A 14,913-nucleotide genomic window follows, 5' to 3' on the forward strand; every position below is an offset into this window, starting at 1 on the left:
ATCAACACTCTTTCGATCATTCATATTCTTTAAATACAGTTAGGAAAAAACTATGCAACAGTCAGAAGTACCCATTTACCGTCTAGAAGATTACCAGCAAACTCCTTACGCTATACCAAAAACACAACTTTACTTCCGTTTAGCACCAAAAAAAACCTATGTTACAGCAACATTGTCTCTTGAACCTCGTCACAATAATACAAAAGAATTAATACCTCTTGTGCTTTCTGGGGACGATCTTACCTTAATCTCTGTTGCTATTAATGGTGAGATATTGGCCAAAAACGCTTATAAAGTCACTCCTTCACGTTTAGAAATTACAACCCCACCAGCTACTCCTTTTACATTGCAATTGGTCACGGAAATAAATCCTGAAATCAACCGCCAACTTATGGGACTTTATCTTTCAAATGGTGTTTATTGCACACAATGCGAACCAGAAGGTTTTCGTCGTATTACTTATTTTTATGATCGTCCAGATGTTCTTTCTACCTATACAGTAAAAATTGAAGCGGATTCTCAAAAAATTCCTATCTTGCTTTCCAATGGCAATCTCTTGGAAACAGGAACTCTTGAGAATAATCGCCATTTTGCTATTTGGGAAGACCCTCATCCAAAGCCATGTTATCTTTTTGCTTTAGTTGGTGGAGATCTTGATAAGTTAGAAGACTATTTTACCACTGTATCTGGTCGATGTATCAAACTTAGTATCTATGTAGAAAAAGGAAAAACCAAGCGTGCAACCTATGCAATGGATGCCCTTAAACGTTCCATGCTTTGGGATGAGCAGTGTTTCGGACGTGAATATGATCTTGATATTTTCAATATTGTTGCTGTTTCCGACTTTAACATGGGTGCAATGGAAAACAAAGGGCTTAACATCTTTAATGATAAATACATCCTTGCAGATCCTGAAACAGCAACAGACCAAGATTATAGAAATATTGAACGCGTCATTGCCCATGAATATTTCCATAATTGGACCGGTAATCGTATTACTTGCCGTGATTGGTTCCAACTCTGTTTAAAAGAAGGTTTAACTGTTTACCGTGATCAAGAATTTTCGTCAGATCAAAATGTGCGCAGCCTACAGCGAATTGAAAACATCAAAACCTTGAAAGCTAGGCAATTTACAGAGGATGCTGGTCCGCTCGCTCATCCTGTCCGGCCTCGCCAATATAGCCAAATCAATAATTTTTACACTACAACCATTTATGAAAAAGGTGCAGAGATTGTTCGCATGGTGCATACTATTTTAGGTCCAGCGCTCTTTCGTAAAGGAATGGATCTCTATTTTCAGCGTCACGATGGGCAAGCCTGCACAATTGAAGATTTTATTGCCTGTTTTTCTGAAGTCTCTCATCAAGACTTCTCACAATTCATGCTGTGGTATGAACAAGCAGGCACACCCAATGTAGAAATCGACCACCATTATAGCGATGGTGTTTTAACGATTCATGCAAAACAACAGATCCCAGCAACACCGCAACAAAGCATAAAAAAGCCTATGCTTATCCCTATCGATTTTGGGCTTTTAGGACATAACGGAGAATCTCTCACTTATGAAGCTGACGCGGATATTCAATCAGATGTTATGCTTCTCTTCAAGGAAAACCAAACATTCACATTAAGAGGATTATGCGAAAAACCTGTTTTATCACTGCTTAGAAACTTCTCTGCACCTATCAATCTACAAACTCCGTTCAATGAAAGCGAACTCATCTTTCTTGCACAAAACGACAGCAATCAATTTAATCGTTGGCAGTCGCTTAATCATTTGATGATGCAAGCCCTGATTCAAGCCATTCAGGATAAAACACGAGCAAAAGAGGATATGCCCTCTGCTTTGCTAAAATTGATTGAAACTATCATTAAAGATGAAAGCCTTGAACCGGAGTTTCGAGCATTTTGTTTAAGTTTACCTAGCGAGATTGAACTTGCCCATACAATCGGTAAAAATGTTGATCCAGATTGTATTCACCATGTACGTAATCATTTTTTAGCTTCTATCGCACATACGCATCAAGAGCTCTTCACAACAGTTTATGCGAAAATGCAGATCAAAGAACCCTATTCACCAAACACTGTGCAAATTGGAAAACGAGCACTAAAGAATATTATACTAGACTATCTTTCCATTGCCAAAGCCCAACCAAACCTTGCTGCCACACAATATGCAACAGCTGATAATATGACTGACCGCATGGCCAGTATAACCATTTTAGTGAAACGCTTTAACGAAAGTGAGCAAGCAAAAAATGCTTTAAATGATTTTGAAAGCCGATATCGGCATGACCCTTTGGTCATGGATAAATGGTTCTCTATTCAAGCAATGGTTGCGCGAGAATCAACACTTGACCATATTAAAAAACTCATGCAACACCCGCTTTTTTCACAAGATAACCCCAATCGTGTACATGCTTTGATTGGTGTCTTTGCATCTAACAACCTAACGGGTTTTAACAGAGTTGATGGTGCATCCTATCATTTTCTTTGCCAAATCATTTTGGAAATTGACAAAAAAAATCCACAACTCGCTTCACGGTTATTAACAATGATGCGCTCTTGGAGACAGTTAGAACCCATTCGGCAAGAAAAATTTGAAACTGCATTAAAAACAATTGCAGCAGCTCCTCAATTATCAAGCGATGTGACTGATATCATCAATCGTCTTCTCGCTTAAAAGAAAAAATGTTTTTAAATCAATATATTATAATATTGCTTATGAAATAATATCAAATGAGCTACTCGCTAACGGTTAAGCCTATAAACAGGTAATTTAAGCCTGTTTATAACCCATGTTAAGTTCCTTTTCATTTCCCTACTCCACACTCGTAAAAGTAAAATTGCTTTTTCTAAAAAAAGACTGGACAGAGGACTCCTGTTTTGATTCATTACATCTTATGGAGTTACTATGAATATCGAAGCAGTTTTTAAATTACATTATTCCGTAATTAAAGGAACGAGAAATGGCTAAATTGGACGCATATAATGCGCCAACGGAGGTATACGCTGAGTCAAAATCGAGCGCTCAAAGTCACAAGACGCGGACAGAGCGTATCAATCTATTTTCTGGCTCAGCCTATCAAAAATTTCTCTTTATTGAACCTTGGCTACGGCGTGCTATTCCATTTATAATTGTTGTATTTCTTGTTGTGCTAGCAGCAATTCGTTTTGTATCAATCTATGATTGGTACCGCGCGATTGATAAAAACACGCGTTCTACTATCACTCTCTTAGCCGCTCATATCAGCAATACAATTGATCGTGACTTACTTGCTGCCACTCAGAAAGGAAAAGCTGCTGCTCTTTCTCATAATCATTTGCAAAATATCCTCACCAATTTTCGCAACCAAGGTCTTATCAAAACCAGCACTGTTATCGCCATAGTCGATCAAAATGGTAATGTCTTAGCGTCATCCAGTTCCGAGATCATTTTAGGAAAACCCTTACAAGATCTTACCTCTGAGAGCACTGCTCTACAGTCTCTAAGCCAACATGCTGGTGTTATGCAAATCACAATAAGGAAAAATGATCCTGCTCTCGCCTCATTTCACCAAACAGAAAATGGACAATATGGTGTATTCATCAGTGAAAAAATACAACATACTTACAGGGAATGGCGCAAAATTTTCTTGTTAAATATAACTCTGTTCATAGGAACTACTGGCATTATTTTATCTCTTCTCTATGCTTATTACCATCAAATTACACGAGCACGCAAGACAGATCTGATTTCAGAAAAAATTCAAAACCGCATTGATATGGCAATGATGCGTGGCCGCTGTGGACTATGGGACTGGAATATGGCAAGCGGACGTGTCTACTGGTCACGAGCAATGTATGAAATGCTCGGCTATGTGCCTCAAGATGCACTGCTGTCAATTTCCCAAATTACGGACATTATCAGCCCAAACGATGCTAATTTTTTTGATCTTGCCCAAGAATTAATGAGTGGTAAAAAAAAACATATCGATATTAATGTCCCTATGCGTCATGCCGATGGTCATTATGTATGGATGCGTATCCGTGCTGAAGTCACTGATGAGGAAGAACCACATTTAGTTGGTATTTCCTTCGATATCAGCGAGCAGCATCAATTTGCCGAAGAAACAGCGCAAGCCGACCTTCGTATCCGCGATGCTATTGAAAATATTTCAGAATCTTTTGTATTGTGGGATTCAGAAGGACGTTTAGTTATGTCCAACAGCAAATTTTGCGAATATGTAGCTATCCCTAAACAGATTTTACAACCAGGGATCCAACGTGAAACTGTCGAAGCCATGGCTCGCCCTGCAATCAATGAATATCCCCTTAAAGATGATGGTACTGGTAACTTAACCAGTATTCGCCAAACTGCAGATGGCTGCTGGCTCAAAATTAATGAACGGCGCACCCAAGACGGAGGACTTGTTTGTATTGGTACAGATATTTCTGAGCTTAAACAACAACAAGAAAAATTTGAAGACAGTGAAAGACGCCTTTTTTCTTTTATTCAAGAACTTAAACGTGCACGAGGAAATGCTCAACAACGGGCAACAGAAGTTGAAAAACTTAATAAAAGTCTGAAAGCAGAAAAAGAGCGGGCTGAAAGCGCTAACAAAGCTAAATCAGAATTTTTAGCCAATATGTCCCATGAATTGCGGACTCCACTGAATGCCATTCTGGGCTTTTCAGACATCATGTTGCAATCTACCTTTGGCCCTCTTGGCTCAAAACGCTATAAGGAATATATGCGTGATATTTACAATTCAGGTAGCCATCTTCTAACCCTTATTAATGATATTCTTGATATGTCTAAAATAGAAGCTGGAAGATTTACTGTTGATTGTAAGAATATCGATCTTGAGCCTATCATCAGTGAAGCATTGCGAACACTTATGCCACAAGCTCAAGAAAAAAATATTTTTGTTACGACGAATATTGCTACAAAACTTCATGCAGAAGTTGATGGCCGTGCTATAAAACAGATTTTCCTTAATCTCATCTCAAATGCTGTTAAATTCACACCTTCTGGTGGAAACATTGATGTTTGCGCTTTAAAGAAAAAAAATAATCTTGTTTTTAAAATTAAAGATACAGGGGTTGGCATTCCTCAATCAGCAATCAAAAAACTTGGTCAACCTTTTGAACAAGTTGAAAACCAACTCACGAAAACCTACACTGGCTCAGGTCTTGGATTAGCAATCTCGCGCTCCTTGCTAGAACTACACAAAGGAAAACTTGAAATTATCTCTAAAGAAATGAAAGGTACAACTGTAACGATTACAATACCAATCAAACAAAATTAAATCCGTTTTAAATGTTCTCATTTTGCTCCCGTTGTAGCAAAATCTGTTTTCGTTCGTTGCCCCAACGATATCCAGATATACAACCATTCTTGCCCACAACACGATGGCAAGGGATAACTAATGCCAATTTGTTACATGCACATGCATGAGCAACTGCACGAAAAGCATTGGGCATACCGATACGTTGAGCTAACAACTTATATGAAATTGTTTCACCGCATGGTACATCACATACTGCTGCCCATACTTTCTGCTGAAAGATCGTGCCATTGATATCTAAGGAGAAATCATGTTTCCTTACCAACTTAGGAGTTTCTATCATTGCTATAATATGGGCAACTTCTTTTTTAAATATTCTGTCATCATCCACTTGTTGTACATCACCAAAGCGTAGCATAACCTCCTGGAACAATTGTTCTGTAGTATCTCCCAACGCTATATCACAAATCCCTTTGTGGGACTTTGCCACCAAAAGCATTCCTATTGATACGTTTTTCAGACAGAATATTCTCTTTTTGGAAATGTCCAACATTTTGACTTTTTTTATATTTTAAAAGATTTTGAACATTATGAAACAAAGAAAAAAAATTTTCCCATTACTCTCTTTACAAAGCGAAGCAAAATCACCCTGAAATCTCCATCTCTTTAGCCATTAATCTAAAATCATACTTCAACCATTTTATGGAATGGAATATGAACAGAATAATAAGAAGCTAAACTCTCTTTATACCTGATGAAACCCCATGACTATAAGAAGTGAATTGATGATCACCTTAAAAGCATGTAATTTTAGCATAAAAGCAAATCCAGAAAAAAGTATTGCGACGATTGTATCTCTCTTAAAAAAAGAATAATTTACGGCATATATCTGAAAAAATAAAAGCCCCACTCTAAAATGGGGCTTTTTAAAAATTTAATCCTGCAATAAATTAAAATTTGTACGCTACACCAACACGGAAATCATTGGTTTTGTAACCGATTTCAACTCTATCCTGTCCGAACTTTTTCTTACCAAAATCTGAGTAACGATATTCTGCACGCATAATAACATTATCAGTCATTGCAAAATCAACACCGCCTCCAAGAGTATAACCAACAAATGTCTTTTTTTCATCATGCAAAAATCTAGAAAAATCAATTATTATAAAATCAGGCGGTGCTACAAAAGTATTTTGAATCTGCGTATAAGCAACACCTCCAGCAATATAAGGCATCAAGCGCTCCCCAGCAAAACCAACTCGCACCCGCGTAGCACCAGCCCATTTTTGCTTTAAAGTAGCTTGTATAATCCGTTCATATTCAAAAGGTGGTTTAGAATTTGGAAACTCTATCCCTGGAAACTCTATCCCTGGAAGCTCTATCCCTGATTTACTCGTTCCTGCCTGCCCTTCTGATAATATTTCGGGTCTACGTTTCATCGGTTCATTGATATTTTTACTTTCCTTCTTATTAGACCAGATCACATCCGTATCAACACCTATAACAAAACCCTTGCCGAAATCAAAATTGAAACCGCCATAAATACCACCTACGAAACCAGAAGGTTTAGGTAAAAGTTCCTTTTTAACTGAAGCCCATTTTCCTATCTCCTCGTGTCTTAAATAACTTAAAGCAGCCTTACTTGAAAAATTACCTATTTGGCCGCCAAGGTAAAACCCTGTCCAAGAAAAAGCAGGAACTGCAACTACAGGCTCAGGCTGCTCTGGAATGATGACATCCGCGGCCTGGGCTATAGAAATTGAAATTAACGAAAAAATAGATGTTGTTATTAAATATTTTGTAGCCATAATTGCTCCCCTAGAAACTTATATTACAAACATGGTTTCATATTTTTTCCAAAAAATCTATAGTAAAAATGATACAGTTATAAGGAAAATAACCTCCTCATTGGAAAATTCAAACACATTTTAACCAATGATGTTATAGAAATTGTTTGAATCTTTATTAGGCAAATTCATTAGCTTTCATGCGCTTCATATCTTTCACCATTGCCGAACACTACATAAATAACCATCATATCAATTTCTTGAAAAAAATGAAGTTGGTGAACGAAACTGATAAAATTTCTTACCCCACTTTGCTCAATATACTTCCGTTATTGATATGGTAAAAAATACAGAGTTATAACCTTTTTAATATTTTGTCTCAATTTATGCAATAAAAACGCCAATGCTCATGTTTTTCTGAAAGAACTCCTAGCATTTTTAAGTGCGTAAAGGTGTCTTACTTGATAGGGGTTTATCAACATGCAATGTAATATTATTAATACATATTAGCCCCAAAAAGATGATAAATAATATCATCATTAAAAGGTATAAAAAAGCGCATTTTAATTTTCTGAATGAAGCATAATACTTAGAACTCACTAATTTAGCATGAAAGCTGTTTCAACCAGCACAAAAAACAATACATACCTCCGTGAAAATAAATGATAACACAGACAAATTATGTAAAAATTACAATTTCAGCAATAGACAATGTATTATTAAAATCAATGATCTAATCGTCACAAAGTGCTTTTAAAGCAAATAAATAATACTGTATTACTACGATATTAACAAAAAAGTTAAACAAAAAACTTATTTTAGTATTTGATAAAAATTGACAAAAATTCTCAATAGAGACTAAAAAAAACCGATGAAATTAACACTTTATAAAAAATATTTTCACAATAGATGACTGATTTTGTTATTTTTATGAATAATATTTGTATTTTGCACATTCTTATGTCTATATCTTGCTATCGTACTTTTTGATATTTTTATCTCGCACTTCGAAGCAATTTTCTCATAAAAAATTTATCATAAAATAACACTTAATGTTTCATGATCTGTTTAAAAATTGAACATACCGATTGTGCCGTTTCCTCAATTAATTTTTCAACACGAAGCAAATCAGGTTCTCCAACACTGCTTAATAAAAGGTCGCTTAATCCAGGTGGCATATCATGAGGGTCAAAAGCATCATTTAAGCAAAGCCGTATCATTTGGTTTAAATTTGTATAAAGGCTATAGGCACGATGTAAGTCAACAATACATGACTGATTGAGAACACTGTTGGGTAAATGAGCCAAAATATCCGCAGTAGATGCCCCAATTTGAAACGCAATCACATGAGTAATAAGAGCAAATTGGGCAATGAATTCTACATCCATGATACCACCAGACATCATTTTCAAATCCCATCGATTTTCTGGCGGTTTTTCTTTTTCAATCAAAGCCCGCATTTCACGTACTGCTTTTGCGACATCCTTCTTATCATGAGGTAAAGCAATAATTGCACAAACTTCATTTTCTAAATTTTGTAAAAAATTAGGATCTCCAGCTATACCCCGTGCCCGGGTTAAAGCAAGATACTCCCATATCCATGCCTCTTTGCGATAATATTTTCTAAAAAATTCAAAAGAAACAGCAACAGGTCCCTTATTACCTAATGGACGCAATCTTAAATCAACTGCATAAAGGACACCTTGACTTGTAAGAGTAGATAAAGCTGCAATAAGACGCTGTGTAAAACGGGTATAATATTGAGAAATATAGAGAGGTTTTTCTCCATCAGATATTTCTGCATCCTCATCATGTTCATAAAGCAAAATAAGATCAACATCCGAACCAGCAGTTAATTCACGACTTCCAAGCTTACCCATGCCCAGTATACCCACACGCCCCCCTTTAATATTGCCATGGATACGAGAAAATTCCTTTTGAACCGCAGCCAACGTTTTTGCAATCATAAGATCAGCAAGCGCAGTAAACGCAAAACCTGCTTTCTCTCCCGTAATTGCACCATTCAAAATTCGAATACCAATCAAGAAACGTTGCTCATCAGCAAAAACCCTTAAATGATCGAGAATTTCTTCATAAGGAATTACACCTTCAAGAAAATATTCAAGCCGATTTTCTAAGTAAGTTTTTGTTGGCAACTCTGAAAGAATTGTTGGATCTAGCATCCCATCAAAAACATGTGGTTTACGTGTAATAATTTCTGCAAGACGTGGAGCAGCACCCATGATAAGCACTAACATATTCAAAAGAGAGGGATTAGACTGCAAAAGACTAAAAAGCTGTATCCCTGAGGGCAATCCCTGTAAAAAACTATCAAAACGCAACATCGCTTCATCAGCCCGTTTTATCGCACCAAAAGCTTTCAAAAGTGCTGGGGTCAATTCTGTTAATCTCTCACGCGCTTCAGCAGATTGAGTGGCTTTATAACGCCCACAATGAAGTGTGCGCATAATACGACAAATATCGCTCGCCCGTTCAAAACCTAAACGGCTTAATGTTATTAATGTTTCTGGATCATCTTCTTCACCTGTAAAAACTAAATTGCCAATTTCTAAACCAAGTTCTTGCTCGTTTTCAAACAGCGCCGCATAATGTTTTTCAACAACCTGAAGTACTTTTAATAAATCGCGGATAAAGCTGCTACTCTCTTGATAGCCCATCAAATATGCAACACTGGTAAATTGAGAAACATCATTTGGAAGAAGATGGGTTTGTTCATCTGCAAGCATCTGAATACGGTGTTCCACATTTCGTAAAAAAGCATAACTTTTTATGAGATTATCGCTCGTTTTCTCACTGATCCAACCAAGTGTATGAAGTTCTGTTAACATAGCAACTGTCTGACGTCCACGTAATTGCGGAAAGCGCCCACCAGCAATGAGTTGTTGTGTCTGAACAAAAAACTCAATCTCACGAATACCACCTCGTCCCAACTTTATATTATGGCCATAAGCAGTAATTTGACCATAATTTTTACACGCATGAATCTGACGTTTGATCGAATGGATATCAGCAATCGCAGCATAATCTAAATATTTCCGCCATACATAAGGAAAAAGCTCTTTGAGAAATTTAAACCCTGCCCTTTTATCGCCAGCCACTGGACGTGCTTTAATCATAGCTGCCCTTTCCCAATTTTGACCACGCCCCTCGTAATAACGTAACGCAGTCCTTACCGGTAAGGCCAAAGGAGTTGAACCTGGATCTGGTCGAAGTCGAAAATCAAGACGGAAAACATATCCCTCCGCAGTACGTTCTTGAATGATACGGATCAATCGACGTACCATCTTAGAGAACACATCAACACTCTCAGAAAGATCACCAACATGAGGTGACATTTCATCAATGAAAACAATAAGATCAATATCAGAAGAATAATTTAGTTCTCCTGCCCCTAATTTTCCCAGCCCTAAAATGATTAAACCACTGTCTTTTTCTGGATCATCACGGCTTGACAAACTTATCTTACCATGATCATGCGCTTCTCTTAAAAGAAAACGTAGCGCTACACCTAATGCCGCTTCTCCCAAACGAGTCAACCAAGTGCATGAAATTTCGTAAGTAAAAATACCACTCAAATCAGCTAAAGCAATGAGAATATGTGCTTCCCGTTTTTTGCGTCTTAAAGCCGCCATCAATGCAGTTTCATTTATAGATTCACTCTTATCGATAAGTGCAACATCATCGATAATTTCGCTTAGCCTTGTTTCTATATCAACATATAACAAAGGACTGAGATATGATGGATTTGCGATCAAAACCTCGCGCAAAAAAGGAGATAAAGTCATAACCGCACTTATAAAATCAACCTGCTTTCCTTTGGCTAAAAAATAGGAAACAAGCGATTCTAAATTTTCCTTTCTGGCTTGTTCTTCAATATCTTTCAGCCATTGGGAACCACTCTCATCAAGGGGACATAAAGGGAAAAGGTGTGTTTTTAAAAAAGCATTTTTCATCTACACTCCCGTGAAAAGTACTCTACCTTCCTTCACTATTTCATGATATTTTAAAAAAAACAGTTGTTACATATAAAAACAGAACAATGAAACAAAACACCTTTATGGAAATAATAAAATAGCCCTAAGCCCTGGGTTTGCATTTTCAAGTAACAATTCACCCCCGTGAAGTTTCATAACAGCTTTTGCTATACTTAAACCAATACCAAAACCAGGCTGTGTCCGACTTTCTTCCAAACGAACAAATCGTTCTGTTACTTTTTCAAGTTTGTCCGCTGCAATTCCTGGGCCATTGTCGCTAACAACAACCAACAAATGTTCACCACGATATTCCATCGATAAGCAAACTTTTGCCTTCCTTCCATCTTTAGATGCATATTTAATCGCATTATCGATAAGATTAAAAATTGATTGTGCAATAAGCTCACGATTCAAATTAAGCTCTTTATCAAATGTATCGCCCAACCAAAGCAAAACACCGGACTCTTCAGCAAAAGGTTCATAAATTTCAACGGCATCTTCAAGGATCGTCTTCATATTCATAGTCTCAAGATTTTCAATTGCACTGCTAGCCTCAATGCGCGAAATCATTAAAATAGCATTAAAAGTACGAATAAGTTGATCTGATTCAGCAATGATACCATCAAGTGCTTGACGATATTCAAGCTTCGTTTTTTGTCCCAAAAGTGCTGCTTCAGCACGATTTCTAAGACGCGTCAGCGGTGTTTTCAGATCATGAGCAATATTATCCGATACTTGACGCAAACCAATATTTAATTCTTCAATGTGGTCTAACATAACATTAAGATTAGCTGACAATCGATCAAACTCATCACCTACCCCAGAAACAGGTAAACGCCCACTGAAATCACCATCCATCAAGCGCTGTGAAGCAGCCGTTACACGATCAATCCTCTGCAACGCGCGCCTACCAACAAAAAACCATATGAGTAAAGCCCCTCCAACCATTGCTGCGAGAGCAATCATTACCGCTTTACGAATAACCGCTGCAAAACGTTCTGGTTCATCCAAATCCCGTCCCACAAGAATTTTCATAGCATTGGGCAAATCAACAATAATTGCCAAAGCGCGATGTTCACTTGTTTTGTCATTTTCTCCAAAACGCGAATACAAAAAAGAATCCGAAAGAAAACCATTATGCTTCAAAAGTCCAACCTCAATACGTGCAACATTCCCTGCTAAAATGCGTCCCATAGGATCAGTAACAAGATAAAGAAAAGCCCCAGGTTGTCGTGAACGGTAATCAATAGTGCGTATTAATAAAGGGAGGCCACCATAGTTATAAGCGTTTTCGATAATTCTTAGCTCTTCACGCAAAGCTTGTTCAGTTTGCTCGGTTAACAATGAAACAGAAAACGCCGTCATATAAATAGAAAGCCCTGTTGCAACTAACCCAAACAATAAAATATAAAGTGCTGAAAGCCTTAGCGCAGTTGTGCGCATCATATTTATTAAACGATTCATATTTTATTATCTGGTGCTTTCAGCATATATCCAGCTCCCCGTACAGTATGGAGAAGTGGGACATCAAAATCTTTTTCAATTTTTGCTCTTAAGCGAGATATATGAACGTCAATGACATTTGTTTGTGGATCAAAATGGTAATCCCAAACATTTTCCAAAAGCATAGTGCGAGTAACAACTTGCCCAGCATATCGCATCAAATATTCAAGTAAACGAAATTCTCGTGGTTGCAAGACGATATTTTTATCACCCCGTTTGACTGTATGTGCTAACCGATCGAGCTCAAGATTTCCTACGCAATAAACAGTTTCTGCCTCTTTAGGATTTTTCCGCCGTTGCAGGACTTCAACACGGGCAAGAAGTTCAGAAAAAGCATAAGGTTTTGTCAAATAATCATCACCCCCTGCACGCAACCCCATCACACGATCATTCACTTGCCCTAAAGCTGAAAGGATGAGAACAGGTGTTTTATTGCCTTTAGCACGCAATTCAGCAATAATAGACAGTCCATCACGATGCAAAAGCATCCGATCAACAACCATAATGTCATAATTTTCCGTTTCAGCTAAAGCATATCCAGTATCCCCATCGTACGCAACATCAACGGAATGTCCTGACTCCCCAAAAGCTTTTTCGAGATAACGCCCCGTCTCATGATCATCTTCTATAACGAGTATCTTCATAAAACGCATCTCCGTTATTTTATCAAATGAAGTTGTAGGACAGAAGCTTATAAGACCTCTGCCCTAGTGTTTTAAAAATGTTATTTTTTGAAAATTGGAAGAGCTACAAAACGGTTTTGATCATTTGTTCGCACTTGTAAAAGTATGGCTTTTCGTCCTAACTTTTGGGCATTTTTAATTGTGTCAGTAATATCAGATACCTTTTTAACAGATTTATTATTAACTGTAACAATCACATCACCAGGGCGTATTCCTTTATCGGCAGCATCTGAATCTGAATCGACATCAGTTACGACCAACCCTATCCCATCATCAGAAGGAGCAACAATCAAACCATAATCTTCCAATGTTTCATTTGAATCATTGCGCCCATTTGAATATTTTGAGTCTTCTTTCATAACTTTATCGTCAGGCATTGTATCAAGTTTAACCTTGATATTCTCCTCTTTACCAGATTTCCAAACACCTAATGTTACTGTTTCTCCTGGTTTAATATTTGCAATACGCTTTGCTAGATCACGGACATCATTAATCTTTTCACCATTTACCGAAATAATGACATCCCCTGCCTTGATACCAGCTTTCGCGGCTGGACCCTTTAACGGATCAGTAATCAAAGCGCCTTTAGCCTCTTTCAAACCAATTGAATCAGAAATTTCTTTCGTCACAGGCTGAATCTGCACCCCAAGCCAACCACGCTGAACTGAACCTTTCTCGATAAGTTGTTGCACAACCTGTTTCGCTATTGCTGCCGGAATAGCAAAAGCAATCCCAACATTGCCCCCAGAAAGAGAAAAAATTGCTGTATTAACTCCTATAACTTTTCCGTTAAGATCAAAAGTTGGACCTCCAGAATTTCCTCGATTAACAGCAGCATCAATCTGAATAAAATCATCATAAACGCCAGTACCGATATCGCGTCCACGTGCCGAAACAATACCTGCTGTTACAGTTCCACCAAGGCCAAATGGATTACCAATAGCAACCACCCAATCACCAATGCGAAGTTTTGAATCATCACCAAAATCAACATACGAAAATGTTCTTTTTTCATCTACTTTCAATACCGCAAGATCGGTTCGCGCATCTGTTCCAATGAGTTTTGCATTCAGTTCTGTGCCATCATCAAGAACAACAGTGTAACTTGTACCATCAGAAATCACATGATTATTGGTCACCAGATAACCATCAGACGAGATAAAAAAGCCCGATCCAAAAGCTATAGGACGAAGCCTATGCGGACGTTTCAAAGACTTATTACTAGGCTTACCATGATCATAAAATTCTTGAAAAAACTTCTTCAAGGGATGTTGATCTGGTAATTGGTCAAGACCTGGAAAACTAAAAAAATCACTAAAGAACCACTCTTTTTTCTTTTTATTGCTCTTCACCTGTACTGAAACAACAGCAGGTTTAACTTGAGAAACAATATTTGCGAAACCCTGCTGTTGCACTAACGAAGCAAACACAGAATTTGCACGAGCTTCGGTCATCCACAAGCTTGATCCACACCCACTAAAAAACAGGGCAGTTTCTAAAGCAGCAGAAAAACCTACTGCGGCTAATGTTGGGAAGAAAGTTTTTTTAACCATTTAGTCTATGCTCCTATTTAGTCATATTTTTATCCAGAGTCCAATCACTTATAAAACAAAAGACCTTACCGTTTTCTGTCTAAATTGTTAAAGTTTTGTAAGATTTAAGCACAGAAAAAGCT

8 protein-coding genes are annotated in these 14,913 nt (G+C 37.5%); 2 read left to right on the forward strand and 6 right to left on the reverse strand.

The window, feature by feature from the left end; translation table 11 throughout:
* The first annotated feature begins 52 nt into the window (after positions 1–52).
* Positions 53–2,683, forward strand: a complete 2,631-nt coding sequence (pepN, locus tag MF1_RS04250) for an aminopeptidase N (RefSeq protein WP_161510540.1) — start codon at positions 53–55, stop codon at positions 2,681–2,683.
* 286 nt (positions 2,684–2,969) lie between these two features.
* Entirely contained in the window at positions 2,970–5,291 is a 2,322-nt protein-coding gene (locus MF1_RS04255; RefSeq protein WP_161510541.1) for an ATP-binding protein, read from the forward strand.
* 7 nt (positions 5,292–5,298) lie between these two features.
* Here the strand turns inward: MF1_RS04255 and MF1_RS04260 are convergent, their stop codons facing one another.
* The 6 genes from MF1_RS04260 to MF1_RS04285 form a co-directional block, all read right to left on the reverse strand.
* Entirely contained in the window at positions 5,299–5,823 is a 525-nt protein-coding gene (locus tag MF1_RS04260; RefSeq protein WP_042995338.1) for a methylated-DNA--[protein]-cysteine S-methyltransferase, read from the reverse strand.
* A 397-nt stretch (positions 5,824–6,220) separates the two neighbouring features.
* Entirely contained in the window at positions 6,221–7,078 is an 858-nt protein-coding gene (locus MF1_RS04265) for an outer membrane protein (protein WP_161510542.1), read from the reverse strand.
* Positions 7,079–8,106: 1,028 nt separating this feature from the next.
* Complete coding sequence (locus MF1_RS04270) at positions 8,107–11,031, reverse strand: bifunctional [glutamine synthetase] adenylyltransferase/[glutamine synthetase]-adenylyl-L-tyrosine phosphorylase (RefSeq protein WP_161510543.1); 2,925 nt, start codon at positions 11,029–11,031, stop codon at positions 8,107–8,109.
* A gap of 102 nt (positions 11,032–11,133) precedes the next feature.
* The gene (locus MF1_RS04275; protein ID WP_161510544.1) at positions 11,134–12,516 is read right to left on the reverse strand and encodes a sensor histidine kinase; all 1,383 of its coding nucleotides are present in this window, start codon (positions 12,514–12,516) and stop codon (positions 11,134–11,136) included.
* The gene (locus MF1_RS04280; protein WP_011179186.1) at positions 12,513–13,199 is read right to left on the reverse strand and encodes a response regulator transcription factor; all 687 of its coding nucleotides are present in this window, start codon (positions 13,197–13,199) and stop codon (positions 12,513–12,515) included. Before MF1_RS04280 ends, MF1_RS04275 begins: the two co-directional genes overlap by 4 nt.
* A gap of 80 nt (positions 13,200–13,279) precedes the next feature.
* Positions 13,280–14,791 carry a Do family serine endopeptidase gene (locus tag MF1_RS04285; RefSeq protein ID WP_161510545.1) on the reverse strand — a complete coding sequence of 504 codons (1,512 nt, stop codon included), beginning with the start codon at positions 14,789–14,791 and terminating at the stop codon, positions 13,280–13,282.
* Between the last annotated feature and the right edge of the window lie 122 nt (positions 14,792–14,913).

The sequence above is a fragment of the Bartonella quintana genome, assembly GCF_009936175.1.
In the GTDB taxonomy this organism is placed as follows: Bacteria; Pseudomonadota; Alphaproteobacteria; order Rhizobiales; family Rhizobiaceae; genus Bartonella; species Bartonella quintana.